Origin of the sequence: Streptomyces sp. HPF1205 (assembly GCF_020400825.1) — a bacterium.
Lineage (GTDB): Bacteria > Actinomycetota > Actinomycetes > Streptomycetales > Streptomycetaceae > Actinacidiphila.
Genome location: NZ_JAINVH010000050.1, coordinates 1 through 25674, shown reverse-complemented (window position 1 = coordinate 25674; position 25674 = coordinate 1). Strand labels below are relative to the sequence as shown.

Sequence of the window (25674 nt, the reverse complement as noted above, 5' to 3'; positions counted from 1 at the left end):
CGAGGGCGGCGACCTCCGCGGCCTCCTGGTCGTCGGGCATGTCGGCGGCGATGCGCTCCAGGAGCTCCGCCTTGCGGGCCATCAGCGCGGCGTAGTCGCCGTCACCGGCGGTGCGGTAGGCGGCGAGGTCGGCAAGGAAGTCGGACAGTCGTAGGGCGGGGCATGGTCCGGCCTTTCGGTTTCGGGCATGGCGGGGGTAGGGACGTGGCGCGAGGCGAGAAGTAGAGGTCAGTTCGTGACGGGCCGAGGTTTGGCCAGCGAGACCGCCGACCCAGCGGGCCGAGGGGAGGCGGGCCGGAACCGTTCCAGTGCGGGCAGGTCGGGTACGAGGTGCGCGTTGGCGTTGCAGACGGCGGCAGCGTCGGCCAGGGACAGGTACGGGGTGCGGATGCGGGACCAGCCGCCGGAGGTGTCTCCGGCGACGGCCAGGCCGGGCCGTTCGGGTGCGATGGCGCAGACGGCGCCCACGGCTTCGGGCGCGATGTCGCCGAGCGCCATCTTGGCGGAGGCTTCATCGTTCACCCGGTGGCAGACGCGCCCGGTGAGCTGGGCCCGCAACATGGTGGCGCCCTTGCCCAGTTCAGCGCCGAAGCGCTGCCCGCAGACTTCCAGGTAGATGCCGGCGGCGCGGCCGAGCTGGGCGAGGCGGATGAGCTGGGTGACCATCTCGTCGCGCCGTTCCTCGTCCTTCTTGGTGGCGACGAGGAAGAGCTCGGCCACCTCGTCGACGAACAGCACGATGGGCACGGGTCGTTGTGCTTCCGGCAGTCCCCACACGTCGGAGGTGATCTCCTCGTTCGGGGTCGAGGGCGCGATGCCTTGCCGGGCCTTGATCAGGTCGTAGCGGTCCTCCATCTCTGTCACGAGTACGGGCAGCAGTTCGGCCGCCTGTTCGGGGTCGGTGGCCAGGGCGGAGAGCCGGGCGGCGAACGGTGCCAGCTCCACGCCCCGCTTGCAGTCGATCCCCACAAGCGCGACCTTCTGCGGGGCGAGCCCTGCGACCAGGTGCCGCAGGTACATGGACTTGCCCGACAGGGTGGCGCCGAGGGTGAGTTGGTGGGGTATGGCGCGGTAGTCCCGTACGAACGCGGTAGCGTCCTCCCGCAGCGCCACCGGCACCCTCAGGAGCCCGCCTGCCGCCTTTCGGGGCATGCGCACCTTGCGCAGGACGTCGAAGCCGACGAGCCGCAGTTCGACCACGCCCGGCTTGACCTCGCTCACGTACACGGCGTGTACGCCCCAGGCGTGCCGCAGCCGTTCCGCGGAGGCGGCGACGTCGGCGGGTTCCTGCCCAGGAGCCAGCCGCAGCCGAAGCCGCAGCCCGGTCGATGTGGGCCGGATGAGTCCGCGCCGCGGGGGCACCGGCCGTACTTCCCGCCGGGTTGTCACCTGTACGGCCAGGGCCCGCAGCCGCGACGGGGCAACCGTCAGCCCGCAGGCGTCCATGACCGAGGCGTACGTACCGAGCAGGCGGGCGGTCGAGACGGGAAGCCCGACCAGGGACCAGTACGCGGCCGGTTGCTCGGCCCGGAGGTAGGCGCCGCCACCACCCACAGCGGTAACGGCGCCACCCACCTCCACCATCGTCATCAGGTCCGACATCGGGGTCAGGCCCCCACCTGGGCGGGGAAGGCGGCCGGGGTGACGGCGGCGGCGCGAAACGCGATCCCGTGCCGCTGCTGCCCGTTGAACATGCTCTCCCACGGCCGTGCCACCAGCCCCGGCAGCGCGACCGGCGCCCCGAGCGCCAGACCCTCACTCACCCCGCTCTGCGGAACGGTGACCTTGACCAGCGAGGATTCCCCGTCCTCGATGTAGACCACGCCGATCGTCATCAGCGGCTCACCGCTGGTGGCGTCGGTGGCGATCTCGCCGGTCTGCCGGTCCTTGATCTTGGTTTCCGGAGCCTCGGTCAGCAGGATCGTGGCCGCCGAGGTCTCCACACGGATGGAACGCAACGCTGTATCTCCCCACTCATGACAGCTAGTCATCTAGACAAGTGTCATCCGATGCACCCGCAAGAGCGGGTACGGCATCCACTGTGCCACAGGAGACAGCTACTCGTCTATACGAGTACGGGTGTGGAGGTGTACGAGTCGGCGGACACGGCCTCCCCGCCGCACGTCACGCACCCCATCCGCCCTGGTCACGGGCCCGGTCACGTCGCCGGAAGCTGATACGACAGGACATACGCATCCGCCGCCATCACCGTGTCGCAGACCTCCACCGCGCGCCCCTCGGTGTCGAAGGCGGTCCGGATCAGGTGGATCACGGGCACGCCGGCGGCCAGGTGGAGCGTCTTGACCTCGCTCGGTGCGGGCATCCGGGCCCGGATCTCCTCCTCGAAGTGGTCGAGGCGATGCCCCAGCTCCTCCAGCCGGGCATAGATACCGCCGGGGCCCGGGTTCGGCTCGGCGATGGGAGTCCCCCGGGCCAGGTCCAGCGGCAGATACGAGGTCGCGAACTCCACCGGCCGCCCGTCGAGCAGGTACCGGCGCTTGCGGGCGAGCACCTTGCGGGGACCGCCGAGGCGGGCGGCGACATCGTGCGTCGGTCGCTCCTCCTTGATCTCCAGGCTGTCCACGGTCGGGTGACTGCCCGCGGCGTCGGCTTCCACGATGAACGCGGACTTGCCCTGCTCGCGGTGCCGGCGGGCGAACCGGTCCGAGGCCAGGCGTCGCACGGGCGGCCGGGGCCGTACGTACACGCCCTTGCCGTGTTCGGACACCACCAGGCCCTCGCCCTGGAGGACGGACAGGGAGTTGCGTACGGTCATGCGCGAGACGCCGTAGTGGTCGACCAGTTCTGTCTCGGAGGGCAGTTTGTCGCCCTCGGCGAACTTGCCGCGGTCGATGGCGTCGCGCAGTTGGTCGGCGATCTGGCGGAACACCGCGCGATCACTCGTGGGGTCCAGCGCTCCGAGCGTGCCGGAGGGGATACCGGGCATAGGTACTCCTTTGGATATCTAGACGAGTGGCCGACCCTTGTTGCTACGGTGGGAAGCCTAGCCACCCGCAAGGACCGGTTCGGAAGGATCAAGCGCGTGCCGATCGAGCGCCCCCACTCGGTGAGCGTCGCCGGAGTCATCGTCGACGACGCCGGACGCGCCCTGCTGATCCGGCGCCGCGACAACGGCCACTGGGAACCACCGGGCGGAGTCCTGGAAGCGGGGGAGACCATCCCCGACGCGCTTCAGCGCGAAGTCCTCGAAGAGACCGGCATCAAGATCGCTCTCCCGGCCACCCTCACAGGCGTCTACAAGAACATGACCGGACTGATCGTCTCCCTGGTCTTCCGCTGTCAGGCGATCGACGGCAACCCCACCACCGGCAGCGAGACCAGCGCCCTGCGCTGGGCCACCCGCGACGAAGTCACCGACCTGGCCGACGAGGCATACGCGATCCGCGTCCTGGACGCACTCGACGCGGCATCCCCGCCGGCCGTCCGCGCCCACGACGGCGTGAAACTCGTCTAGCCCCAACCCTCTACCCATAGCGGCCCACCAGCACAAAGGAACTTGTATGGACGAGTATACGAGTAGTCAGCGTTTCTGGGGCCTTGTTTGCCCAGGATCACCCGACGAAGTGGGCCGCATCCGCCGATGGGTCCGCGACGTCCTGCACGACTACCCCTGCCAGGACGACGCCGCCCTGATCGTCACCGAGCTCGGCGCGAATGCCATCGTCCACACCGCCAGCGGCCACGCGGGCGGAACGCTCTCCGTCCAGCTCAGCGTCAGTGACCAGCGCGTGACCATCTCCGTCACCGACTCGGGCCACACCACCCGCACCCCGCACATCGACCAGCCCGCCGACGAAGACACCCACGGCCGCGGACTCCAACTGGTCACTGCACTCGCCACAACCGTCGAGATCCTCGGCAACCCCGACGGCCATGTCGTCACCGCCCACCTGAACCACACCAAGGACCCCGCATGACCCCGCAACCGCCAGCCACCCGCACCACCGAGCCGAACCCGTGGACCATCGCCCGCATCCACGACACCCTGACCAGCCCAGTCCTCATCCGCCACTTCCTCCTGGACCTCACCCACGCCCCGGCCCACGAAGTCATGAACGTCTTCGCCGCATGGCAACGAGTCGCAGCCACCATCGAAGCCAACAACGCCGCCACACCGCCAACAGCCGGACAACGGGACGGGCTTACCCCCCAAATCCCGGACATCGTCCCGCCCACCTGGCAGTGAGTAACAACCTTCTCTACGGGTTCAAGGCGCCCGGCGTCGCTGACGCTCCGCCGGGCGCGCTTCCGGCGCTTGGCCGCGCCGTCGCTCCTGTCTCCGCCCCGCTCGGCACGGCCCGCGCCGCGCGCGCCCGCGAGGGGGAGGCCGATGGCATGAGACGAGAACGTACAGCGGGGTCAAAGAGGTGCCTCCGGCGGGGGCGCTCCGGCTCCGAGATGGACCAGGCCCGGCCGGCGACCGCGCGTTCGTCGTGGGAGGGGTGCGAGAGCTCCCATCCCGACTGCCATCGACCCGGGCAAGCCAAGCAGTCGCGGCCCAGGGCGTCAAGGTCGTTCGTACAGTAGCGCGCTCCACCTTGACGCCCTGAACCACGCCCGCTCCACAGGACTGCGGGCCGACGGCAGACGGGATGGGAACAGGGCCTGTCGGTGGCTAGGAAGGGCTAACCGCGTCTCGCAGGCGGAGACAGGCGTCCCCTACGGCCAGGGTGCACAGCCGCTAGGCTGCCCCGCACGATCTTGCCGTCACGCGGGGAGGGAACTGTGGCAGCAAAGGCGGGGAAGGATCCCCAAGCGGCTCTGTCAGCCGTGAAGGTGACCGCACGGAAATACCTCGGCATCGTCGAGGAGGCTCAGCAGGTCGAACTCGATCAGGGCTCATGGCTGGAGTCGGCAGCACACATCGGGCTCCTGTCGGCGGAGATGCGTGACGCCCTCGCACAGGTGAATCGGGCTTTCGGCATCAAATCTGGACGCGAGGCCATACTGCTCTACCTGCGCAGACACGTGGGTGAGCCCGTGCCTGCGGATGCACTCGCTGGCGTGTCCGGCATCGCCGAATGGGCCCGGCGAGTCCGCGAGCTCCGGGTCGAGTACGGCTGGCCGATCGAGTCGGGCCTGAACCGCGACGACATGCCGTACGACCACTACCGACTCATCTCGGAAGAGCCGGATACCGACCTTGCCGAGCGGTGGAAAGTCGCCAAAGCCGCTCGTAACCTGAAGAAACCTGACGGTGGCGCCACGTCGGGTAAGGACAGAGTCCTCCACTATCTCCAGCAGATCTCGCCTCGCGAGGCGGACAAGGAACAGTTGGCCTATGTGGCCAAGATCCAAGAGTGGCCCCGCCGTATGCGTGAGCTCGAAGAGGAGGGGTGGCAGGTCGTCTCCAACGTCGACGACCCAACTCTTCCGCCCGGGTCGTACCGGCTGCCAACACTGGACAAGCGACCGCCTCGGGTACGACAGGCCATCAAGCTCCGGTACGAAATCCTGGAGCGTGACAAAAAGACCTGTCAGGACTGCGGCCGTGCCGCCGGTCAAGGCGTATTACTGCAGGTTCATCATGTGCTGCCAGTCCACCAAGGCGGCACGAACGACTCTGACAACCTGGTCACGCTCTGCTCGGAGTGTCACGGCGGTCGTCATGCTCTGATGGGCACGAGCGTGAGTGATGAACTACTCAATCCCGACCACGAGCCGGACATTCACGAAGACTGAGGACCAACAGGGGCGCCGCGGAATTCGAGCCGCGGGGCCCCTGCCCTCACAGGTACTTCAGCAGGTGACGCGCTATGGCCGCGGCCAAGCCGACCGGCACCGCATTCCCAATCTGCCGAGCGATCTGGATCTTGGACCCGCACCACCGGTAGTCCTCAGGGAAGTCCTGCAGCCGGGCCGCTTCATAATGGGTGATCGGACGGTTGACACGCTTCCCTGCATCGTCAGCGTCCCACTGAGGATGCAGGTACTGACCCTTCTCCGGCTTGAAGAATTCGGTCCGGATCGTCAGCGAAGGACGGTCCCAGACCATTCGTCCCATGACATCCGTGGTTCCGGACTTCTTGTTACGCCAGCAATTGGGCAGCAGGTGATCCGGCAGGTTGAAGCGACCTCCACCGGGCGGAATGTGGTTGTACCGCTCCAAGGACATCGAAGTCGGACGGCGTCCCAAGTGGATGTCCAAGCCCTTGAAGATACCGGGCACCACTTGGCCGAAGAACGTCTCCGAGGAGTCCGGAAGGTCCGTGGTGGCTGGCACCTTTGGCAGCCCGTCGATCGCATCGCGAACCGTACGCCAGGGCTGGAGCTCCTGATCCACGTCGTCGAGCGTCAGGTCCCGGGCATGCGTCTGGGCGGGAATCGGGATGGTGCCGACTCGGGAACCGATGACGATGGTCCGAACGCGACGTTGGGGCACCCCGTAGTCCGCGGCCAGCATGTGGGCGTGCTGAAGCTTGTAGCCCTCCAGGAGACCGCCTGGCTCGACCTCCTTCAGCAGCAGCGCGAACTCGCTGGACGAGCGGAAGCGGTCTACGTTCTCGATCACGAAGACCTTGGGCTGCGCGCGGAGCACGAACCGGATGTACTCCTTCCACAGCTTGTTGCGCGGATCATTCACGTCACGGCTGCCGAGGTTGGAGAAGCCCTGACACGGAGGCCCACCGATGACGACGTCTGCGCGTGGGATCTCGGAGTCTTTGATCTCCGCAATGTCGCCCCACCGCATGTGGTCCTCACCGAAGTTGGCGGCGTAGGTCGCTGCGGCATGCAGGTTCCATTCGACTGCCATAGTCGGCTTGTAACGACCCGTCCGCACGAAACCAGCAGTCATGCCGCCGCACCCGGCGAACAGGTCGATCATGGTCAGTGGCTCTGTCACGCCGGCAAGCTTACGTCTCGGCCCTGACAGACGACCCCGGCACCACGATGTCAGGCATGGAATGACCGCCGTCGCTCACGTACGAGCATGGCGATGGCGTGGGCCGCGGTGATGGGGTCTTCGTGCTCCCACACGCGCACGGAGGCCCAGCCAGCCTCAGCAAGCTTCGTGTCGGTGTCACGATCCCGCTCCTGGTTGCGGGTGATCTTGGTGCGCCAGAAGTCGGCATTTGTCTTGGGCCACGTCGCGTGCTCGGGGCAGCCGTGCCAATAACAGCCATCCACGAAGACGGCCACCCTGGCCGGACCGAACACGACGTCGGCCTCTCGGCGCAGGCCCGGCAGGGGGCGCCGATGGACGCGGTAGCGGAGCCCGGCCCGATGAAGCTCCTTGCGCAGGAGGACCTCGACCTCTGTGTTGCGGCTGCGCTGACGACTCATGCGGCGACTCACCGCGGCGGTCGTGGTCAAGGGCTCACAGCCGGGTCCGGCGGCATCCGGTCGAGACCGGGGCCTGTGACCGTGAACCGGCATGAACACAGGTGAGCGCGCCTGCACAGGGCGTCGCCTCACGCCGACAGACCTTCGGGTAGTGCGCCCGCCTGTCGTTGCTCAGTGTAGCGAAGACACGAGCTGTCTGTAACTGCGGCAAACTGCCTCACGGTCGCATCGTTGACCGGAACGGCGATGGGAACCTCCAGATCACGCAAACTCCGCACCACCAGGGGGCCGCGGCCGACTGTGAGATCAGTTCATCCATCCAGACGAGCGAGGCGGCATTCGCAGTAGATCCCGCGGCTGTCTCAATCAAGGCCTGACGCGCCTCGAGTGCCCAATGTCCCGGTCCCCAGACTCCCGGCGCCTGAGGCTGTGGCCAGCAGACGCCATCATGGAAGCCCTCTTCAGACGGCCCGACGGCTGCCGCACATGATCCTGCTCGACCTCATGTCCGATGTGCAACTGAGGCTTGGACGACAGGTGTTGGGATCCTTCACAAGGCGTACACCTCTGCCGATATGGTGATGACATGCCCTCGGGGGCGCATCTACCTAGGAACGGGCGGTGGCATGAGCCTAAGTCAAGGGTGGCAGGAGGCCGTGCCGGTGGATGGCACCGTCGAACTGCTCCCCGACCGCCGCGCTCTCGATGGCCTCGGACGGAACCACTCGTTGCGCACGGCTCTTGCAGACCTGGTGGACAATTCCATCGACGCCGGAGCGAGTCATGTACTGATCCGGTTCATCCGCAAAGCGGGCCGGCTCCGTGGCCTCTACGTCGTTGACAACGGCAGGGGCATGAGCGCCGCGCGCATCGACGTAGCCATGACCCTCGGCGGCCGTCGAGACTACGCCGAAAAGGACCTCGGAAGCTTCGGGATCGGACTCAAGGCGGCGTCGTTCAGCAAGGCGAAGCTTGTCACGGTCCTGTCGGTCGCTGCAGGACACGCCCCAGTGGGCCGACGCTTGGAGGCCGATTCCAACAAGCGTGGTTTTCATTGCGACCTCGTCACCGAGGCGTTCGCCAAATCAGAACTGTCTCGGGACTGGGACATCCCCTGGTCTGGAACGGGAACAGTCGTACGCTGGGATGAAGTCTTTGGTTTTCCTGCCACCGATGACACTGATCGGGTAGAGGAGTTCATTGCCAGATCGATGGCAGAGATCATTAATCATCTGGGATTGATCCTCCATCGCATCATCGAACAGGGTCGAATAGAAATTAGCCTCGACGTCGAAGATGTCGATCAAAATCTCGTAGGCCCCCGCTCGCGCGTGAATTCGATCGATCCGTTTGGCTACGTCAAACCCGGAAAAGCAGGGTACCCGAAGGAACTGCGCGCTCAACAGGGTGACCTTCCAGTGGTTTTTCGGTGTCACATCTGGCCAGCCCGGTCACGAATGCCGGAGTTCAGCCTCATCACCGGCGCAGAGAAGCATCAAGGGCTCTATTTCTACCGCCGCAGTCGGCTGCTTCAGGCAGGGGGGAACTGGGACGGGGTCAGCGTCCCAGCTCGTGAGCGACAGTTGGCGCGGGTCGAGGTAGACATAGATGGATTGCCCACGGCCCTCGTCGCGATGAATCCAGAGAAGTCCCGTGTTCAGGTTGGTCCAGACTTTGCCTCGTTGGCAGCATCAGCGGTTGCGGATGACGGTTCCACTTTCGCCGACTATCTGTCGGATGCCGAGGAGCGGTTCAGGGCATCACGCAAGAGGCTGAGGGCACGCAAGGCGATGATCCCGCCCGGTAGAGGATTCGCGCCATTGCTGAAGCGCGTGATTCGGGATGAGATACCTATGCAGGGGCAACAGATTCCCATCACAATGCGCTGGATCCGGTTCGATCGCGCACACCGGGACGACTTCTTCCGTGTTGACCGGACAGACCGGGTGTTGTGGCTCAATGAACGTTTTCGACCGCTCTCGAAAAGTGGACGTCGCGGATCGAACGACGCCGCACTCTTGAAGTCCCTCCTATATCTGCTGATGGAGCAGGCCTTCACCGGCGAGTATCTCGGCGTTCGCGACCGAGACAACATCGAACTTTGGCAGGAGATCTTGAGTACGGCCGCGAAGGTAGACGCCGGTGAGTGACAACCGCTACCTAGACTCCGACCACTTCATGGAAGTCGTTTCTCACAACATTCCTTTCGAGCACCCGATTGCGGGAAGTCCGAGACTGAGTGTCTTCATCAACCCGCACCGTCGCGAAATCGGTCTACGGGCGCCACGGGCCTCCCAAGATGGGAAGATTGAGACGGGCCTGAAACACCTTCAATGTAGGTCGGTACTACTGGCCGGCAAACAACGCGTAGAGATCATCGTGGATGATCCCGACATGTTTGCTGAAGGCTACGCGATCCTGTGCCTTGTGGCGGACCGAATCCAGCTGGCAGGTCGCAGCGTCTCCGTGGCGGTCACGGAGACCATCCACATGCTTGGGAAACTCCTTCGCGGTCACGGGTCCATTTCACCTGAGCGCGAGGTCGGCTTGTTCGGGGAACTGGTGACCCTCAGATCTCTGATCAATTACCCAGACGCGGAAGGCGCGGTGGGCGGGTGGCTCGGCCCTTCCGCCGAGGAGCACGACTTCAGCCTGAGAGAGATCGATCTTGAGGTAAAAACCACCCTCTCGGAGGGTCGCGCGCACTGGATCTCCAGCCTCACCCAGCTCGTTCCCTCAATGGGCAAGCCGCTGTGGCTGGTCTCGCATCAACTCACTGCTGCCGGACCCGACCAGGGAAGGACGCTGGCCGAGCTCATCTCGGAAGTGAGAGCCGCCCTAAACGGTGCGGTCTTGGCGGACTTCAATCGTCGCTTGACGGTCGCTGGTTGGCGCGAGTCTTCGGTGCATGAGAAATGGCGGCGCTTCCGGTCCCGATCCGCACCGGTCCTCTACCTGGTCGACGAAGGCTTCCCTTGCCTCACGCCAGCTAATTTGGCAGGCGCTGGTCCCGGCACCTCCGCCATCACCGAGGTTCGTTACCGCCTCGACCTTTCAACAGTGCCCCCCAGCCCCAACTCTCCGTCGTACGTACGATCGGCTTTGGCTTCCGGAGGAACCGTATGACTCTCGTCGATGCCTATCTCGGTGCATTGAAGATGATGGAAAGCACCGGCCCTCGCCCATTGCGCGAGACCGCCGCCTTCATCGCTTCAAACCCCGTACTGGTGGAAGAGACCGCACTGCGCACTCATTTGGCGGCGGCCGACCCGAACGACGAGCTGCGTCGCGCGCTGAGTCTGCGGCTGGCCACCTTTGACCATCACGCCGCAGACGCATCCTGGACCGAGGACACCTCACCCAACACGCGAGAGCGCCGCGAAGCAGTCCTACGCATGCTCGATGTCGAGGAGCCGACTGCAGCGCTACTCGGTGAACTCATTCCCATAGCCAACCTCGATGAGCCCATCATCATCGCCGACGAGTGGACACCGTGGTACACCGACGACGTCAAACGCAGTCGGGACTTCTACTGGCAGCACTACTCCGAGTCCCTTCAGGCCGCTCCGCATCTGGACCCGACGGCAATCACAGCGCTAGACAAAGCCACGGATCGGGTCGTGGAAAGACTGGCGGATCCGACCGCAGCCGAGGCCTACCAAGCCAAGGGTCTCGTAGTGGGCTACGTCCAAAGCGGCAAGACTGCCAACTTTACGGGGGTCATAGCTAAAGCCATCGATGCCGGCTACAGACTGATCATCGTCCTCAGCGGTACCACGGATCTTCTACGGACGCAGACACAGCGCCGCCTTGACATGGAGCTCGTGGGTCAGGAAAACCTCCTTCGAGGCGTCAAACCGGACGACGAGGCCGCTATGGACGCCACTGACTACGTCAGGGATGATCCGGACTGGGACCGCTTTGTCCGCCACGGCGTTCAACCTTCTGACGGTGGTGGTTCGGATCTCTACCGGCTGACCAAAAAGTCGTTCGACTACAAAAGCTTGGAGCTCGGCATCTCCGCGCTGGACTTCATAAAGCGGGAGCGGCATCTGCCCTTCTACCACCCGGCCAACCTCTTCGCGGGAGGCACACGCCTATTGGTAGTGAAGAAGAACGACAGAGTCCTCCAGAGGCTAGTAGCGGACCTCAACAAAATTACGACACGCCTCGAAGAAGTACCCACTCTGATCATCGATGATGAGTCTGATCAGGCCTCCGTCAACACAAGTAGACCAAAGCCCCTCTCGGCCGAGGCGAAGAAGAAGCGCTCAGCGATCAACCGTCATATAGCGGAACTGTTGAGGATGCTTCCTCGGGCGCAGTACGTCGGATACACGGCCACTCCTTTTGCAAATGTGTTCATCGATCCGAATGACACCGAGGACATCTTCCCCAAGAATTTTCTGATCGCCTTGCCTGCAGGCCCAGGCTACATGGGTGCACGTGACTTCCACGACCTAAACCTCGACATCCCCCTTGACGAGCGCACCAAGGAAAACTCGGCCGAGAAAGCGCACGTGCACATCGTCAACGCACTCGAAAATGAACAGGACAGAGATCTACAGCACGCACTCGACGCTTTCGTACTCACCGGCGCAATGAAGCTCTATCGACAGAGTCTCGACCTTGGCACATTCCGCCATCACACCATGCTCTATCACGTCGCGATGCAGAAGGATGCCCATCGGGAACAGCGCGCAAAAGTCAAAGAGATGTGGGACCGCTCCGGATATCGCTCGGCTTCCTGCTTCGAACGACTGCGTAAGATCTACATGGAGGACGTGCTGCCCGTTACGAGACGGCCGGACGGTGGCCAGGCCCCGTCGTCATTCGAAGAGCTTGTGCCTTTCATTGGCGATACAGTGAACCGAATCGAACAAACTGGCCATCCAGTTCTCGTGGTCAACAGCGACAAGATCGAGGGAGAGGAGCTGGACTTCGCGACTACACCTAACGTCTGGCGAGTCCTCGTTGGAGGCAACAAGCTGGCTCGTGGTTTCACCGTCGAGGGCCTGACCATCTCCTTCTACCTCCGTCAATCCAAGCAAGCGGACACCATGATGCAAATGGGTCGTTGGTTTGGCTACCGCGCCGGCTACCGCGACCTAGTGCGCTTGTACACGACGCAGGCGTTGTACGACGAATTTGAGGATATTTCTCAGGACGAGGAGTTCTTCCGCGACGAACTCCGTCAGTATGCTCCGTTCGGAGCCGACGGTCGGCCACAGATTACGCCGAGCCAGATTCCTCCTCTTGTAGCCCAGCATCACCCGAAGATCAGACCAACGGCTGCGAACAAGATGTACAACGCGAGGGTTGAGCAGAGGCGAACGCCGATGAAGGAACCTGGCAACTATCCCCTCACCTCTGAGAAGGCAGTACTCAGGGGCAACACCAATGCGTTCTTGCCGATCCTCGAGTCCGCGATTGCGAACCCTGAGATGTGCGAAGTTGACGGCCGCCCGGTCAGCGTTCTCAGTACTCAGATATCCCACGAGGACTTGATCTCGATCCTCGACCAACTTCGCTGGTCGAAGGACGACGCGTTCCGCCCGGACCTCAACTACCTTCGCCAGGCCACGCCCGATATGATCGCGGACTGGCATGTCGTTCTACCCCAACTCAAGGGGCAGGATGCCCAAGTGACCATCGATGGCGTCGGTCCTCTCAGCGTTCACCGTCGTCGAGTTATAAACGGAAAGCTCCAAGCAAAGTCGCAGCCGGGCGACCGATCTCTCGTCCAACCAATCGCGAACGGTCCTGGGTCCACACGAGGGGGTATGTTGGTCTACCCCATGGTGCCGAAGGATGCGCCTGCGCAGGCCGAGCTCGCTAAGGGCGATGTGATCATGGCCTTTACCCTCTTCCTCCCACAGGCTTCGGGGGCGACAGACGGGAAGCTCATCACCTGGACGACCAAGGACTCTTCGCTTCCCGGCTACGCTCTCGTCACCGTCTGAGCCGACCGTCCTGGTAAGGACTTCGCGAACTGTCCTCATGCCTCGGCAAGACGGCGTGTACCCCTTGCCGAGGCCTGCCGTGGACATGCAAGGCAGCTGTCTGCCTGCGCGCTGCCGCGACATCGAATGGTTTGGCGCGCCTGTGCGGGCGGGACAACCCTGGACCATCCGTGGACTGGGCGCAGTTGCACGGGGCCAGTGAGACCCGTGACCTGCGGAAATCCTGAACCGCACAACGGCCTCCGGAGCCGTGTGCGAGAGGACGTAGCGGAGGCGTCAGCCACGAGTGAGGGGGCTGCCATGTCGCTGCCGTGCCCGATGCGTGCCCGATCGGGCGGTGAACCCCGGTCAGACGTGGTCATCCGCGGGGGCCGCCACCACCCCGCAGCGCCACCGTCCGTGCAGGTCAGCCCCCACTCCCGGCTTCTCATGCCACTTGATTCCCAAGCTCAGAGCGCGGGTTCGATTCCCGTCATCCGCTCGGAAGAAAAGGCCCAGGTCGAAGACCTGGGCCTTATTCGTTGTCTGGACCAATTCAGAGACCGCGTGCCAGATCCGTGCCAGATTGGTTTTCTTCTGACACGGGCGCCGGTTCGGCCCGCGCCGCCTTCACCATCCGGTCGAGTCCGGCCGCCACCTCCTTCTGGCGCTCGTGGTCCGAGTGTTGGTAGATCAGGGCCGCACGCTCGGTGGACTGGCCGGCGCGAACCATCGTGTCCTTGAGCGTCGCGCCGGAGCGGGTCGTCAGCGTGTGGCCGGTGTGCCGCAGGTCGTAGAAGCGGAAGTCATCGGGAAGCCCCACTTTCGCGCGAGCCCTCCGCCATTTACGGCCGAAGGTCGAGCGGCGGAACGGCGCACCTTTCTCTCCGACGAAGACCAGACCGTCCGGCTCCTTTTCCGCAAACCACTTGAGGTGCCGGGTGAGGTCCTTCCGCATGAATTCCGGCAGGGCCAGATACCGACGACCTGCGGCGGATTTCGTGTCGCCGGGCGCCCGCCGGCCGGTGGTCAGCTCCGGCTCAGCCGTCCTGATCCACACGCCGACGTTCTCCAGGTCCACATCCCGCCGCCGCAAGGCCGCCTGCTCCTCGGGCCGAGCCGGACCGTACGCGGCGAGGTACACCATCAGCCGCCACCGCGGCCCCATCGCGTCGGCGAGCGCGTCGACCTGGGCCACGGTCGCCACGGGGCGTTCCGGCGCCGACTCCTTGCCCGCGCCCCTGATCCGGCACGGGTTCCGCCGGATCAGCTCATCGTCAACGGCAGTCTCCATGATCGCTTTGAGGAGGCGGTACGCCTTGGCGACGGTGGTCGGCGCGCCGGTCGCGTCGAGCCGTTCCGAGCGCCAGGAGCGAACGCGGGGAGCGGTGATCTGGTCGAGGTCCGACTCGCCGAAGGTCGGGAGGACGTGCAGCCGCAGCAGACGCCGGTACAGCTCCTCCGAGGTAGGGGCGAGCTTCCGTTCCGTGACCCATCGCAGCGCGTACGCCTCGAAGTTCACGGCGCTCGCGTCCGGGTCGATCCACTCTCCTTTCTTGATCTCCGTCTGCTTCTCCGCCAGCCAGTCATCCGCGTCCCGCGACGTGGCGAAGGTGTGCGGGGCCGGACGCATCACCCCGTCCGGCCCGGGATAACGCGCCTGATACCGCCCGGACGGCAGCTTCCGCACGGCGCCGAAGGTCCGCCGCTTGCCCTTGGTGTTGGCCATCAGCCGGCCCTCCTCATTGCGGACCGGCGGCGGTGTGAAGGCTGCACCGTGTTGGCGTCGATGAAGGCCGAGAGTGCGCTCTCGGGGATGCGCACATGGCGGCCGACCTTGACGAAGGTGATGCGGCGCTCGGCGATGAGCCGCCGCGGGAAGCGCGGTGTGGTGCCGAGGCGTTCGGCGACCTGGGCGACGCTGAGAAGCGACTCGGGAGCGGTTCGACTGTGCCCCTGTCGGCCGTCGGATGTGCGGTCAGCCGTCATGGCGCTCACCCCCGTCCCGCAGCGAGGCCGCGATCAGTGCGGCGTCCGGGGAGTAGCCTCGCCCGGCGTAGCGCCAGTGGCCGACCGTGGCCGTGGGTCGGTCATCGAGGCCGAGCGCCGTTCGCTGTTCCTCGGCGCGGTGTTCGGTGCGCGCCTCCCGTAGTGCCGTGAGGGTGGTCGAGTAGCGGCGGGATTTGGTGGAGAAGTGGCCGCCGTAGCCGAGCATGTGGGCCCACTCGCGCAGCCTCAGCGGCTCGAACGGGGCGAGCCCACCGAGCCACCAGCACGTGCCCATCATCCGCAGGACATGAGGCCGAACCGGCAGCACCACCAGGTCCCGGGCGCCGCGGATGCGTCCGTCCACGGCCCCGGCCGCTTCGGCGCCCTTGGTCGCGTACTTGGCGATGTAGCCCGCCACCGCCGCCGAGGTCAGCCGCTCCCCCACGCCAAAGGCCGCGATGGGCCGTACGTCGACGGGGCCCGAACCGCAGCAGTCGCCGCCCGACAATCTCCGCACCGGGCGCGGTAAGCCGGACAGAGCGGGCCGCCGTCCGCACCACCAGGTCGAGGAGACCGACCGAGGCCCACCCGGGCGGAGCCGACTCGGGACCGTCCGGGCCGTCGAGTCGGATGACCGCATGGAAGTGGACCAGGCCGCGCCGCTGGTACTCGGCGACCTTGGCGTAGGACAAGCGCGTCACGTCGGCGAACTCCGTCCGCGTCAGGCCGACTCGGCGCCCCAGCTCACGCCGCAGTTCGAGGGTGAAGCGGTGCCAGAGCCGCCCGGCGTACGCCTGCCACAGCACGGCCCCGGCGTAGTCGTAGCAGCGCGGGCACAGCGGCTCGCCCAGGCGCGGGTCGTCTTCCGCGTGCCGCAGGTGACAGCCGAACCCCACGCCGTGCGGGCAGCGCTGCCCCGCCCTGTGCGGCCGGCAGGCCCGGATCCGGTCGTTGTCCGTGCGGCGGGTGTGGACCGGGCCGAAGCCCGGAGCGGTGAGGGTGGCGAACACCCGGGGGTGTCCGCCGACCTTCTCCGGTACGTCCTTGCCGCCGGCAAGCCCGGCCCTGATCAGTTGGTAGGTGTCGGCCCGGTAGACGCGGGCGCAGGACGGGCAGACCGTCGAGCGCCTGTTGCCGCAGGCGATCAGCAGCCGTCCTCCGAAGGCGTCGGAGGTGTGGGAGAGCAGCGCCTCACCGGTCGAGGTGTCGACGACGGTTGCCTCGCCGACCAGGTGCACGGGGTTCGTGCACCCGCCGAGTCGGACGATGTTGCGCCGCCACGCCTCGAATCCCGGCGTCGCCGCCCGGTCGAGGAGCGCGGCAACTCCCTTGGGGTGGACGGTCATGGCGTCGGTCATCGTGACCCCCCGAACGCCTGCCACATCACGGCCGTGATGGCCTCGGGCCGAGTCTTGGCGCTGAACCTCAGCGTCGGGTCGGTCAACCAAAGCGCGGCGGCGTGCGCGGGGCACAGCCAGCGCTCGAAGCCGTCCAGGCCGACGAGGACGGCCTGTTCGCGGCCGTCGCACGAGGGGCGGTCCGGCTCGCGTTCCTCGCACTCGGGCGGGCGCGATTTGCGCGGACGGTTGGCGGTGGACACAGTGTGACTGCTCCTTTCACTGCTCACGTGGCGGATGGAGTGGGTTCCTGGCGGGGTCGGGTTTGGCGACTTCGCGCCCCGCCAGGAGCCCGTCTTGCGCGCGATCACTGCCGCTCCTTGGGCGGGATCGCGATGACGTCGTATGCGATGGGGCCGAACATCCGGCGCGCGTCGAGGTAGCCCCCGCCGATGTCCTCCGCCGGTACTCCGAGCGCGGTGGCGGCGTGCCTCGCCCCTTCCTCGCGGGCCGCTGCATCAGCGGCATCGAAGATCAAGGTGAAGGCCGGGTGGTCGGGTACGAGCACGGCGGGGTTGGCGGTCAGGAAGTCGGCCAGTTCCCGCAAGCCCGTGATAAAGGCTTCTCGGTCACCGGTTTTGATCACGTATTCGGGCATGGAGACGCTGTCCTCTCGGTTCGAGTGATCAGAAGTGGAGCCCGCCCAGGAAGCCGCTGACGCCGGCCAGGGCGGTGCGGACGGTCGGTGCGACGCCGGTGCTTGCGAGGAGGAAGCCGAAGATTCCGCAGATCAGGAAGTCGGCCCACCGCAGGTAGCGGATGCGCAGCAGGAACCAGATGAGCAGGCCGAGCAGGAGCACGGCCGACATGGACACGATCACGGTGTCTCCCCCTCACTTGTCGTCGTCGAGGCGTTCGAGGCGGACGGTCATGGCGGAGGTGTCGTCTCGCATCGCGTCGGACAACTCGGCCAGGTACGGGGTCAGGTGCGCGTACTTCTCGGCGACGGCCTGCGCTTCCTCCTCCGAGATCAGGTGGGAACGAGCCCGCTCCCACCCGTCACCGGAGGCCAGGACCGCCGTACCGGCCTGTTCGGGTGTGATGGCCTGCGCCGCCTTGAGCGCGTCCGGGTTCAGGTCTCCCAACGCCATCTCGGCCGTTCCGGGGTCGGAGACCCGATGGCAGACGCGGCCGGCGAGCTGTGCGCGGAGGGCCGTGACGCCCGGGCCCATGTCCGAGCCGACACGCTGCCCGGCAACGACGAGGAACACCCCGAGTGTCGCGCCGAGTTGAGCCAGCCTGATGAGCGCGGTCCCCGCAGCCTGCGCTTCGTCCTTCTCGCTGCGGCTGGCGATCAGGAACAGTTCCGCGATCTCGTCCACGATGACCACCACCGGAACCGGCCGTTCCTTGTCCGGCAGACCCCAGATGTTCCGTACGCGGGCCGCACGGCAGACCGCCATACGGTCGGTCGTCAGGTCCACGAGCGCGGCGAGCAGGTTGACTGCCTGCGCGCGGTTCGTCGCCAGCGCCGACAGCCGGGGTCCGTAGAGCGACAGTTCCATGCCGCCCTTGCAGTCGATCCCGACCAGCGCCACGGGCTGTGGCGCCAGTCCCGCCACCAGGGCGTTGACGAGGGTGGACTTCCCGAATCGGGTGGCGCCGACGATGAGCCAGTGCGGCACGCGCCGCAGGTCGAGCACCCACTCGGCGCCGGTTTCCAGGACGCCGACGACCACGTGCAGGAGACGGCCGCCGCCGCGCCGTGCGGCTATTCGAGGGGACTGGAGCGGATCGGTAGGCGATGCCGCGATGCGTACGACGCCCGGCTTCCAGGTGGTCACCCGTACGGCGTGCACTTCCCAGGCGTGCGCCATGGCGGGCGCGGCCTTGACGAAGTCCTCCGGGGTCTGACCGGGCAGCAGCCGGGCCAGCATCCAGAAGCCCGCCGCCGTCGGCCGGATGAAACCGAACCGAGGGACCCGCGGCTCAGGCGGCGGAGCCCCGTTGCCAACGATCCCGGAGACCACCGTCAGCGCGGCTTTGCGGCTGACGGCCAGCCCGCAACCGGCCATCAGAGGCCGCCAGGTCCGCACGACCCGGAGGCACGCGGCCGGGTACCCGAGTGCCAGCCACCAGGCCACCGGGTAGCGGCGCCGCAGGGCCGGACCGGCCAGAGGCAGGCCCGCCGCCAGGACGGCGACCGCCACGAGTAACCAGCTCAGCCAGGACGACCAGGCGTGGTGGGCGGTAGCGGCGAGGATCACTGGCCCGCCGCCTTTCCTGCTGTGGGAGCGGAGAGGGGCTTGATCTCGTCGGCCCGGAAGGCGATGCCGTGCCGCCCCTCGTTCTCCCAGGGCATGGCGACGAGGTTCCGCACCTGCACCGGGATGCCGACCTGGACGCCGGACGGCTCGCCGGCCACGCTCACGTTGACGACCTCAGCCGCGGTCCCGCTCATCAGGCAGAGACCCACCTGGTACATCGTCTTGCCGGTCTCGCGGTCCACGCGGAGCTGACCGGTCTCGCGGTTGGCGACACGCGGGGCAGGCGCAACAGCGCAGATGATCCCCGTGAACTTCGCCGTGTCGATCGGAAGGGTTGCCACTGTTCAGAACTCCTCTGGTGTCGACCCGAAGGACAACCTACGGATTGCTTTACCACCCGTAGTACGGGTGGCGATTCCAGAGCGCAACCCGTAGTACGGGTTGTCAAGCGACACGAGATGGGGGAGTCTGTTCTTTGCGACCGACAGACGTCCGTCGCGCCGAACGTACGGAGAACCGCCCAGGCCAGCGGAGGCCCGATGCCAGCGGAGAACACGCAGCCCAAGTACCGGCAGATCGCCGACTACCTGCGCCGAGGCATCCTGGACGGCACCTATCCGGCCGGCCAGCCGCTCCCCTCAGAGGAAGCCCTGGCCAAGCAGTTCGGCGTCACCCGTCCCACGGTCCGCCAGGGCCTGACGGAGCTACGGGCGGCCGGGTTGGTCGAGGCCATCATGGGCCGTGGAACCTTCGCCCGCTCCCCCCACAAGCGCCCCAGCCTCACCCGCCCCCGCGGCGTGCGCCGCACCCCGGAGGGCCGCTACGTCGAGGCGGACGGCATCCGGTGGACCGACTCCGAAGACGCCACGATCACCCGTACTGACGCCCCGCTGGACCTCGCCGACTTGCTCCGCATCCCCCCAGGCGAGCCGATGTTCACCTACGACGCGCTGCAGACCGCCGACCAAGGCCGCCTGCGCCAGCTCCACCGCACCTACGTACCGTTCTCCGTCCTGATCGGCACGAAGTACGAGACCGAGGCCCCGCCCGCGGCCCCCGAGCTGTACGCAGCGTTCGCCGACATGGGCCACGAGCTCCACTTCACGGAGTACGTCCGCCCCCGCATGCCCCTCCCGGACCAAGCCCAGGCCCTACGACTGCCGGACGGGGTGCCGCTGCTTCACGTGCTGCGGCTGACGACCGGGAAGGCGGGGAAGCCCCTGATTCTGGAGGAGTTCCAACTACCCGGTGATGACTTGGAATTGCAGTACCCGCTCTAGCGCCCCGGCTTGCCCGAGCAACTCCTATCTGTCAACACCGTGCTTGAGACGCGGAGTCACGCGGCACGATGGGCAGGTGATGGACGCCAACACCGCCAGCAAGCCCCGCCGCAAGCGACGACCAACCTCAGCCGGAAGGGACAACCACTCCGCCGAGGCCGGAGAAAATGTCCGGCTTGGTGAGGGGGACAAGAAGCGCAAGACCGAGGATCCCCATCCCGAGACGCCGCGCGCTCACTGGCTGGACAGGATCACCTGGCCCGTCGTCGCCCTGGCCGCCGTGATCGTCGTTCCCCCTGCCTTGCTGGTGTCCCAATCTCTGCACGGTGCTACCCCCGCTCAACGGCGCGCCATCCTGCAGGCATGGGCCCAAGTCGCACAGGCCATCAGGGGTAAGTGATGTCAGCCGCCCGAGACGGCCGCGGACAGTGGCTCATACCTTCTCTACGTCTATCAAGGGCGGCGCTTCGCGCCGCCGGTCGGCCGCTGCCGTCCCGCCCGGGCTGCGGCGCTGGGGCGCCAGTCCCGGACGGGCGGCCGGGCCGCCCCTCGCGCAGCACCCCCGTTGAGCCGTCGTGGCTGGGGCCGACGACCTACGAGTCTTGAGCCACCTCCCCGGACCGGGACCCGCGTCGGGCAAGTCCAGGGGGCCACTCGGACACATTGCGGGCAGGTCCAGAGCCTGCCCGAGTTGCCAACCAGCGTACGGCCCCCTGGCCATGCCCGACCCCAGACCGAGCAGGACACCGGCCCAACACTCTCCGGCCGCCGGCGTGCGATCCGTGCGGCGCGAAGCCCACGCAGGAGACCTTCACTTCAACGCGTCGCCGAGGAGGGTCGGCGCCCCCAACAACCCTGACAGACTTGCCGTTGGGGGCGCTGAAACCCGTACCGGCCACGTCTGACCAGGGCAGAGCCGGTACGGAGTCTTGAGTGCTGCCCTTACCCGGAAACGGCAGCCATCGGGTAGTGCTGTGCTCAGTGCTCGGTCAGTTCGAGGCGGCGCCGAGGCAGATCACGGCGACCTGCACCAGCAGTGCGAGCGTGCCCGTGCGTTCCCACCGGTGGTACGGCGTCGGGTCACCCATCCGACAGGCCGGTATCTCGCCTCGAAGGGGTGCCTTGCCCATCGCGACGCCCATGGCCAGGTAGGCCCCGGTCGCCACGGTTCCGGCCAGGACGCTCAACGTCCTCGCAGCACCGGCTACGACATACGTCATCCCCGCCCAGACGAACATGGCGGGCAGCAGCGCCGCCAGCACCCCGCCCAACAGCCCGACCTCGGGACGGGAACGGACGATCCGGCGGAGTTCATACTCCTCTTCCTCCTCGGCCGAGGGCCGCTGGTACGGCGCGCAGAGCAGGCACCGCGGTTCCGCGCCGCACTGGAGGCAGAGAACGAGGCGCCTGCCGCACGCGCCGCACGGCTCGCCCACGTACCGCGGAGCTCCCGATATTCGTCCTGCCCACGAACGCGCCGCCGCCCGCGTCCTCATAGCGACGCCACCACGGAGGACGCCCAGGGGTCGGCGAGTTCGAAGGTGTGCCCACCGGGGTGGCCGGCGAACTCACAGCAGGGCTCAGCGGTGCTGCCGCTGGTGGCTTCGCAGTCGGGAAGTACGACGACGCCCGCCGGGGAGTGCCCCCGCGTCCACCGGGCCCACACCGAGCCCGCGTGCCCGCCGTCCAGTTCCACCACGAAGGCGAAGTGATCGCCAATGGTGTGGGCCTGAAGGGTGCAGCGCAGTTGTCGCTCCACGTCGACCGATCCCACGGTCCCACCGGCGGCGAGCTCCAGTGCCCTGCCCATGAGTTCGGCGGGCAGATAGGTCCGCTCGCCGCAGATGGGGTAGACCACTACAGCAGTCGCAGCCCTTTCCTTGTTGCTGATTTCCATACCTTGCGCACTTCCTCACTCTGCCGACGAATCCGGCACCTCAGATGCGGCCGCCGTCACTCGTCAGCTCAGCCGGTCGATTCGTTGACGCATGAGCCGGTATCTCCAGGATTTCCGGCCCACACCCCCAGAGTCAGTTGCGGTCAGCCATTTCCGCAGCGATGCCCGCTGTGATCAGGCGGGCAAGCAATTCCGCCGCCTCGGGCCGCACAGCGCCCAGCCGGACCACACCCTCACCGTGGACGTTCACGTCGGCTTTCAGGCTGTGGAATTCCGGTGCGAGGCCGGCCGACCGCAGCTTTTCCGCCAAAGCGTCGGCACCCCTCTTGCCTTCCGTCCAACCTCGTACGTAGGCGATTCCTGGAGCCAGCATGTCTGCCGGCTTTGCGCAGACACCGCTCGGGTCTGTCATCCTGATCAGCCCTCCTCTCGTACGTGATCCGTCGGTGCCTCGCGCTGGGCGGCGAGTCCGAGCGCGATGAGTTCGGCGAGCCGTTCAGCCGTCTCGGGCGAGATGCGGCCGAGTTCGATGAGGCCCTGGCCGAAGGCGTTCAGGTCAGCCCGTAGGTAAGGAAAGTCCCGCTCCATTCCGGCCGCGATAAGCACATCGCGAAGCGCGGCAACGGCGTTGCGAGCCGCGTACCATTCACCACTGTCCAACGGGGACCATCTCGCTTCGTCGTCCGGAACACCGCCACTACCGGACATCGGCCGCCACCTCCCCGTAACGCTCAGCGCATTCGATGAACGTCGCCGAGGCGGCGAGCATCACCGCCAACGCCATGCTCTGGTGCGGCGAGCTGTTCAGCTCATGGGCCGGCGGGTTCAGCCACTCGTAACGGTCATGGGAAAGCGTCAGGGGCCCGGGGACGACCACGAAAGACCCCGTCGTCAGGTACCGGTGCTCAGGCGGTGACTGTGTCTCGCGCATGAGAGTTCCGGCGAATTGGTCACGCGAGCGCGGCGGAAGAAAGAACCCCATCTTCCGCGCCGCCCAATCCACCATGACCGGCCCGAGAGGCATCCCCCGCCGCCGCATCTGGTCGAACGCCTCCATCCCGACCTTCTGGTCTGTCGCCACCAGGTCGAAGTCACGACCGACGGGCAACAGGTAGGGCGACCGGGGGTCGTTGTGCCAGGCGAGACGACAGTCCTCCGGATCCTCCGCCGCGAGCGTCAGCCACTGGACGCCGCGTCTTGCCACCCGCTGCATGTCATGGGCCTCCATCCGTTCGGGCGGCAGTGCAACGTTCCCTGCCGCCTCCCCAGACTCGGCGTCAGCCCCCTGAGCTGTGCAGATGACGAGAGGTGACGGGGGATGACGAGGAACGGCCGGGTGCGTCATCCCCCGTCACCCCGGCCGGCCCAACGGCACCGCAAATCGGTGCAATCGCGCTCGCCGACCACGTAGAGTGGTCAGTACGACACAGTTGTCACGGCGGAACCATCCGGAGCCAGGAAGATGGCCACCAACCCCCAGCAGACCGGCGCCCTGATCAAAACCGCTCGCACGCAGCGCGGTTGGAGCCAAACACGCCTTGTCAGCGAGCTGCGCCGAGCGGCACGCCGCAGCGGAGAAGCCCTGCCCGCCGACTCCAGCGTGAAGCGCCGCATCGCGAGCTGGGAGAACGGGCACAGCACCCCGGAGGACTTCTACGCCACCTTGCTGCCCGCGGCCCTCGGCCTCAGCGCCGCCGAGCTCGGTCTGAACCCCGCCGGCGGACGTGACCCCTCCCTGCTGGAAGTGCGCTACCCGCCCACCCCCGACGAGGCGATCACGACCGTCGACCAGCTATGGCGCGCCGACCTGCACGGATACGAGCCACTGCTGAAGTCGGAGCCGTCCGAGCCCGCGTGGAGCGACGCGTCCTTACGCTGGCTCGTGGCGCCAGAACCCACCGCACGCACCACGGATGACAGCACGGGCATCAAGGTCGGTCTGGCGGATGTCGCCATCATCCAGTCGACGAGCGAGACCTTTGCGATGCTGGACGACCGCTTCGGCGGCGGGCACGCCCGTCACTCCGTCATCCAGTACCTGAGTCGCGACGTGGCCCCGCTGCTCAACGGCCGGTACACCGAGAGCGTGGGCCGCGCGCTGTTCTCCGCCGTCGCCGAGGCCACCCTTCTGGCCGGATGGATGTCCTACGACGCCTGCCACCACGGTCTCGCTCAGCGGTACTTCCTGCAAGCCCTCCGCTTCGCCCAGGACGGAGGAGACCGCCGGCTCGCTGGCAGCATCCTGTCCGCGATGAGCCACCAGGCAACCTTCCTGGGCCACTACGCCCAGGCCGCCACCCTCGCCCGAGCCGCCCGCATGGGCATCTCCGGAGTGGCGACGCCGACCCTCATGGCGCAGTTTCACGCCATGGAAGCCCGCGCGCTGGCCCGCACCGGCGACAAGCGAGCCTGCGAACACGCCCTCTCGGAAGCCGCTCGTTTCCTGGACGGCCGCAACTCCGCCGACGAGCCCGAGTGGATCACGTACTTCGACGACGCCGAACTGGCCGCCGAGGCCGCCCACAGCTTCCGGGACGTGAAGCGGGCCCGGCAGGCGGTCGAGCATGCCAGCAACGCCATGAGCGGCAGCCACGTCCGCAGCGACTTCTTCGCCACGATGGTCCTGGCGGACGCCCACCTCCAGGCCGGCGACGTGGACGAGGCATGCCGCACAGCCCTGGACGCCCTCGACCTGGGCGAGCAACTACGCTCAGCCCGCTGCGTCAGCTACCTCCGCGAGTTCCGCACCGCCCTCGCGCCGCACGCGAAGACCGCACCCGTACGAGACCTGAGCGAGCAGGCCGCGGAGCACCGGCTGTGGACCGCCGCAGGCAGCCGCCCAGCGAGCTAGGGCACACCGCTGATCTCAAACGTAGGGTGCGAGGATGTCGCTCACCTACGTAATCCTCACGTCCGGTCGCTCGATCGAGCTCTCTGATCTGCGGCTGTCCTCGACCTATGGCGGAATGCTGGAGGGCTATCCGTGCAAGCGCGTCAACGACTTGAAGGTCAACGGTCTTCTGCGGTCCGCCGAGCGGGCCTTCTCCACCACGCCGGTCCATCTCGTTCCGCCCGTCCGCCAATACCCGGACCAGGAAGCAGGCCCGTTCGGGCCTGCCGAGGTGCTGCCGGCCGTGGCCTGTCTCGGCGTCTTCCAATCCACGGCACTCGATCCCGACCACGACCCAGTGCTGTACCGCTCCGCCCTCACCGTCGTCTGGTTCCACCCCACTCCAGGCGTCCACTCGGGGGAGGATGCTGATCCCGCACTGCGCGATATCCCCTGGGAGGACCTGGCCGGAGATTTCGAACTGTAGGTACGCATGGCTTCCACAGCCACCGATTGATCGCCGCGAAGGCCGCAGCCTTGTACGGCTTGAGGTGGCTCCCGAACCCGACCGCGTGGCGCTCAGAACGGCTTCCAGTCCCGCCGCTCACCGCCACTCCGGAGGGTCTCGACCCGGCGGGCGAACTCCGCGGCAGCCTTCTCCTCCATGGCTGCCTTGTGCCCCATCCAGAGCACCATCATCAGTTCGCGGACATCGGCGAGCACCCGGTAGCCGGGCCAGTTCATCAGGTCGAAGCCGTAGCGGAAGACGAACGACTCGTACTCGGTGCGGGTGTGCCAGCCGAAGCGCTCGTAGAAGAGTGCTGTCT

Annotated in this window: 28 protein-coding genes and 2 pseudogenes; 11 read left to right on the top strand and 19 right to left on the bottom strand. The window is 66.7% G+C overall.

Annotated features, from left to right (window positions below):
• Nucleotides 1–228: 228 nt before the first annotated feature.
• The 3 genes from K7G61_RS33645 to K7G61_RS33635 form a co-directional block, all read right to left on the bottom strand.
• Nucleotides 229–1602 (bottom strand): FtsK/SpoIIIE domain-containing protein, encoded by a 1374-nt coding sequence (locus K7G61_RS33645; protein WP_225850943.1) that lies wholly within the window; start codon nucleotides 1600–1602, stop codon nucleotides 229–231.
• Between the two features lie 5 nt (nucleotides 1603–1607).
• Entirely contained in the window at nucleotides 1608–1958 is a 351-nt protein-coding gene (locus K7G61_RS33640) for a hypothetical protein (protein ID WP_225850942.1), read from the bottom strand.
• 200 nt (nucleotides 1959–2158) lie between these two features.
• On the bottom strand, nucleotides 2159–2947 hold the full coding sequence (locus K7G61_RS33635; RefSeq protein ID WP_225850941.1) for a GntR family transcriptional regulator: 789 nt from the start codon (nucleotides 2945–2947) through the stop codon (nucleotides 2159–2161).
• A gap of 96 nt (nucleotides 2948–3043) precedes the next feature.
• On the opposite strand from K7G61_RS33635, the gene K7G61_RS33630 reads away from it, so the two are divergent.
• The 4 genes from K7G61_RS33630 to K7G61_RS37165 all read left to right on the top strand — a co-directional run bounded on the left by K7G61_RS33630 (nucleotide 3044) and on the right by K7G61_RS37165 (nucleotide 5703).
• A complete protein-coding gene (locus K7G61_RS33630; protein ID WP_225850940.1) occupies nucleotides 3044–3475 on the top strand; it encodes an NUDIX hydrolase in 432 nt (143 codons plus the stop codon).
• A gap of 46 nt (nucleotides 3476–3521) precedes the next feature.
• Entirely contained in the window at nucleotides 3522–3938 is a 417-nt protein-coding gene (locus K7G61_RS33625; RefSeq protein WP_225850939.1) for an ATP-binding protein, read from the top strand.
• Nucleotides 3935–4207, top strand: coding sequence for a hypothetical protein (locus K7G61_RS33620; protein ID WP_225850938.1), 273 nt, complete (start codon nucleotides 3935–3937; stop codon nucleotides 4205–4207). The genes K7G61_RS33625 and K7G61_RS33620 overlap by 4 nt, the downstream gene beginning before the upstream one ends.
• Nucleotides 4208–4746: 539 nt before the next feature.
• On the top strand, nucleotides 4747–5703 hold the full coding sequence (locus K7G61_RS37165; RefSeq protein WP_225850937.1) for an HNH endonuclease: 957 nt from the start codon (nucleotides 4747–4749) through the stop codon (nucleotides 5701–5703).
• Between the two features lie 46 nt (nucleotides 5704–5749).
• Here the strand turns inward: K7G61_RS37165 and K7G61_RS33610 are convergent, their stop codons facing one another.
• Nucleotides 5750–6865 (bottom strand): DNA cytosine methyltransferase, encoded by a 1116-nt coding sequence (locus K7G61_RS33610; protein ID WP_225850936.1) that lies wholly within the window; start codon nucleotides 6863–6865, stop codon nucleotides 5750–5752.
• A gap of 50 nt (nucleotides 6866–6915) precedes the next feature.
• Nucleotides 6916–7335: a very short patch repair endonuclease gene (locus K7G61_RS33605; RefSeq protein ID WP_225850935.1), complete on the bottom strand. Its 420-nt coding sequence runs from the start codon at nucleotides 7333–7335 to the stop codon at nucleotides 6916–6918.
• 632 nt (nucleotides 7336–7967) lie between these two features.
• On the opposite strand from K7G61_RS33605, the gene K7G61_RS33600 reads away from it, so the two are divergent.
• Genes K7G61_RS33600 through K7G61_RS33590 form a run of 3 tightly spaced genes read left to right on the top strand, consistent with a single transcriptional unit; the run spans nucleotide 7968 to nucleotide 13268 of the window.
• Entirely contained in the window at nucleotides 7968–9455 is a 1488-nt protein-coding gene (locus tag K7G61_RS33600) for an ATP-binding protein (RefSeq protein ID WP_225850934.1), read from the top strand.
• Nucleotides 9448–10431 carry a PD-(D/E)XK motif protein gene (locus tag K7G61_RS33595; RefSeq protein ID WP_225850933.1) on the top strand — a complete coding sequence of 328 codons (984 nt, stop codon included), beginning with the start codon at nucleotides 9448–9450 and terminating at the stop codon, nucleotides 10429–10431. Before K7G61_RS33600 ends, K7G61_RS33595 begins: the two co-directional genes overlap by 8 nt.
• Nucleotides 10428–13268, top strand: a complete 2841-nt coding sequence (locus K7G61_RS33590) for a Z1 domain-containing protein (protein WP_225850932.1) — start codon at nucleotides 10428–10430, stop codon at nucleotides 13266–13268. Before K7G61_RS33595 ends, K7G61_RS33590 begins: the two co-directional genes overlap by 4 nt.
• 535 nt (nucleotides 13269–13803) lie before the next feature.
• Here the strand turns inward: K7G61_RS33590 and K7G61_RS33585 are convergent.
• The 8 genes and pseudogenes from K7G61_RS33585 to K7G61_RS33550 all read right to left on the bottom strand — a co-directional run bounded on the left by K7G61_RS33585 (nucleotide 13804) and on the right by K7G61_RS33550 (nucleotide 19181).
• On the bottom strand, nucleotides 13804–14976 hold the full coding sequence (locus K7G61_RS33585; RefSeq protein WP_225850931.1) for a tyrosine-type recombinase/integrase: 1173 nt from the start codon (nucleotides 14974–14976) through the stop codon (nucleotides 13804–13806).
• The gene (locus K7G61_RS33580) at nucleotides 14976–15236 is read right to left on the bottom strand and encodes an excisionase family DNA-binding protein (protein ID WP_225850930.1); all 261 of its coding nucleotides are present in this window, start codon (nucleotides 15234–15236) and stop codon (nucleotides 14976–14978) included. Before K7G61_RS33580 ends, K7G61_RS33585 begins: the two co-directional genes overlap by 1 nt.
• Nucleotides 15226–16582: pseudogene (locus K7G61_RS33575) on the bottom strand (replication initiator). Before K7G61_RS33575 ends, K7G61_RS33580 begins: the two are co-directional and overlap by 11 nt.
• 8 nt (nucleotides 16583–16590) lie before the next feature.
• On the bottom strand, nucleotides 16591–16836 hold the full coding sequence (locus K7G61_RS33570; RefSeq protein WP_225850929.1) for a hypothetical protein: 246 nt from the start codon (nucleotides 16834–16836) through the stop codon (nucleotides 16591–16593).
• A gap of 104 nt (nucleotides 16837–16940) precedes the next feature.
• Nucleotides 16941–17231 carry a hypothetical protein gene (locus K7G61_RS33565; protein WP_225850928.1) on the bottom strand — a complete coding sequence of 97 codons (291 nt, stop codon included), beginning with the start codon at nucleotides 17229–17231 and terminating at the stop codon, nucleotides 16941–16943.
• Nucleotides 17232–17259: 28 nt separating this feature from the next.
• Nucleotides 17260–17454 (bottom strand): hypothetical protein, encoded by a 195-nt coding sequence (locus K7G61_RS33560; protein ID WP_225850927.1) that lies wholly within the window; start codon nucleotides 17452–17454, stop codon nucleotides 17260–17262.
• Between the two features lie 12 nt (nucleotides 17455–17466).
• Nucleotides 17467–18840 (bottom strand): FtsK/SpoIIIE domain-containing protein, encoded by a 1374-nt coding sequence (locus K7G61_RS33555; RefSeq protein ID WP_225850926.1) that lies wholly within the window; start codon nucleotides 18838–18840, stop codon nucleotides 17467–17469.
• Nucleotides 18837–19181 carry a hypothetical protein gene (locus K7G61_RS33550; protein WP_225850925.1) on the bottom strand — a complete coding sequence of 115 codons (345 nt, stop codon included), beginning with the start codon at nucleotides 19179–19181 and terminating at the stop codon, nucleotides 18837–18839. The genes K7G61_RS33555 and K7G61_RS33550 overlap by 4 nt, the downstream gene beginning before the upstream one ends.
• Before the next feature lie 198 nt (nucleotides 19182–19379).
• Here K7G61_RS33550 and K7G61_RS33545 point away from each other — a divergent pair, with 198 nt between their 5' ends.
• The gene (locus K7G61_RS33545) at nucleotides 19380–20120 is read left to right on the top strand and encodes a GntR family transcriptional regulator (protein ID WP_225850924.1); all 741 of its coding nucleotides are present in this window, start codon (nucleotides 19380–19382) and stop codon (nucleotides 20118–20120) included.
• A gap of 79 nt (nucleotides 20121–20199) precedes the next feature.
• The gene (locus K7G61_RS33540) at nucleotides 20200–20520 is read left to right on the top strand and encodes a hypothetical protein (RefSeq protein WP_225850923.1); all 321 of its coding nucleotides are present in this window, start codon (nucleotides 20200–20202) and stop codon (nucleotides 20518–20520) included.
• Nucleotides 20521–21109: 589 nt separating this feature from the next.
• On the opposite strand, the gene K7G61_RS33535 is transcribed toward K7G61_RS33540, so the two are convergent.
• The 5 genes from K7G61_RS33535 to K7G61_RS33515 form a co-directional block, all read right to left on the bottom strand.
• On the bottom strand, nucleotides 21110–21556 hold the full coding sequence (locus K7G61_RS33535; RefSeq protein WP_225850922.1) for a hypothetical protein: 447 nt from the start codon (nucleotides 21554–21556) through the stop codon (nucleotides 21110–21112).
• 56 nt (nucleotides 21557–21612) lie between these two features.
• The gene (locus K7G61_RS33530) at nucleotides 21613–22017 is read right to left on the bottom strand and encodes a hypothetical protein (protein ID WP_225850921.1); all 405 of its coding nucleotides are present in this window, start codon (nucleotides 22015–22017) and stop codon (nucleotides 21613–21615) included.
• Between the two features lie 133 nt (nucleotides 22018–22150).
• Nucleotides 22151–22429, bottom strand: a complete 279-nt coding sequence (locus K7G61_RS33525) for a hypothetical protein (protein ID WP_225850920.1) — start codon at nucleotides 22427–22429, stop codon at nucleotides 22151–22153.
• A gap of 5 nt (nucleotides 22430–22434) precedes the next feature.
• A complete protein-coding gene (locus K7G61_RS33520) occupies nucleotides 22435–22725 on the bottom strand; it encodes a hypothetical protein (RefSeq protein WP_225850919.1) in 291 nt (96 codons plus the stop codon).
• A complete protein-coding gene (locus K7G61_RS33515; protein WP_225850918.1) occupies nucleotides 22715–23230 on the bottom strand; it encodes a bifunctional DNA primase/polymerase in 516 nt (171 codons plus the stop codon). The genes K7G61_RS33520 and K7G61_RS33515 overlap by 11 nt, the downstream gene beginning before the upstream one ends.
• A 387-nt stretch (nucleotides 23231–23617) precedes the next feature.
• On the opposite strand from K7G61_RS33515, the gene K7G61_RS33510 reads away from it, so the two are divergent.
• Nucleotides 23618–24868: a hypothetical protein gene (locus K7G61_RS33510; RefSeq protein WP_225850957.1), complete on the top strand. Its 1251-nt coding sequence runs from the start codon at nucleotides 23618–23620 to the stop codon at nucleotides 24866–24868.
• Nucleotides 24869–24902: 34 nt separating this feature from the next.
• Nucleotides 24903–25334 (top strand): hypothetical protein, encoded by a 432-nt coding sequence (locus K7G61_RS33505; RefSeq protein ID WP_225850917.1) that lies wholly within the window; start codon nucleotides 24903–24905, stop codon nucleotides 25332–25334.
• 92 nt (nucleotides 25335–25426) lie between these two features.
• Here K7G61_RS33505 and K7G61_RS33500 read toward each other — a convergent pair.
• A pseudogene (locus K7G61_RS33500) lies at nucleotides 25427–25674 on the bottom strand (aminoglycoside phosphotransferase family protein); the annotation flags it as partial.

Excerpts from the sequence above, each read along its gene's own strand:
- K7G61_RS33505 (WP_225850917.1), top strand. The coding sequence starts at position 24,903 with ATGTCGCTCACCTACGTAATCCTCACGTCCGGTCGCTCGATCGAGCTC.
- K7G61_RS33515 (WP_225850918.1), bottom strand. The coding sequence starts at position 23,230 with ATGCAGCGGGTGGCAAGACGCGGCGTCCAGTGGCTGACGCTCGCGGCG.
- K7G61_RS33645 (WP_225850943.1), bottom strand. The coding sequence starts at position 1,602 with ATGTCGGACCTGATGACGATGGTGGAGGTGGGTGGCGCCGTTACCGCT.
- K7G61_RS33520 (WP_225850919.1), bottom strand. The coding sequence starts at position 22,725 with ATGTCCGGTAGTGGCGGTGTTCCGGACGACGAAGCGAGATGGTCCCCG.
- K7G61_RS33585 (WP_225850931.1), bottom strand. The coding sequence starts at position 14,976 with ATGGCCAACACCAAGGGCAAGCGGCGGACCTTCGGCGCCGTGCGGAAG.
- K7G61_RS33625 (WP_225850939.1), top strand. The coding sequence starts at position 3,522 with ATGGACGAGTATACGAGTAGTCAGCGTTTCTGGGGCCTTGTTTGCCCA.
- K7G61_RS33590 (WP_225850932.1), top strand. The coding sequence starts at position 10,428 with ATGACTCTCGTCGATGCCTATCTCGGTGCATTGAAGATGATGGAAAGC.
- K7G61_RS33545 (WP_225850924.1), top strand. The coding sequence starts at position 19,380 with ATGCCAGCGGAGAACACGCAGCCCAAGTACCGGCAGATCGCCGACTAC.
- K7G61_RS33620 (WP_225850938.1), top strand. The coding sequence starts at position 3,935 with ATGACCCCGCAACCGCCAGCCACCCGCACCACCGAGCCGAACCCGTGG.
- K7G61_RS33580 (WP_225850930.1), bottom strand. The coding sequence starts at position 15,236 with ATGACGGCTGACCGCACATCCGACGGCCGACAGGGGCACAGTCGAACC.
- K7G61_RS33565 (WP_225850928.1), bottom strand. The coding sequence starts at position 17,231 with ATGCCCGAATACGTGATCAAAACCGGTGACCGAGAAGCCTTTATCACG.
- K7G61_RS33635 (WP_225850941.1), bottom strand. The coding sequence starts at position 2,947 with ATGCCCGGTATCCCCTCCGGCACGCTCGGAGCGCTGGACCCCACGAGT.
- K7G61_RS33530 (WP_225850921.1), bottom strand. The coding sequence starts at position 22,017 with ATGGAAATCAGCAACAAGGAAAGGGCTGCGACTGCTGTAGTGGTCTAC.
- K7G61_RS33525 (WP_225850920.1), bottom strand. The coding sequence starts at position 22,429 with ATGACAGACCCGAGCGGTGTCTGCGCAAAGCCGGCAGACATGCTGGCT.
- K7G61_RS33540 (WP_225850923.1), top strand. The coding sequence starts at position 20,200 with ATGGACGCCAACACCGCCAGCAAGCCCCGCCGCAAGCGACGACCAACC.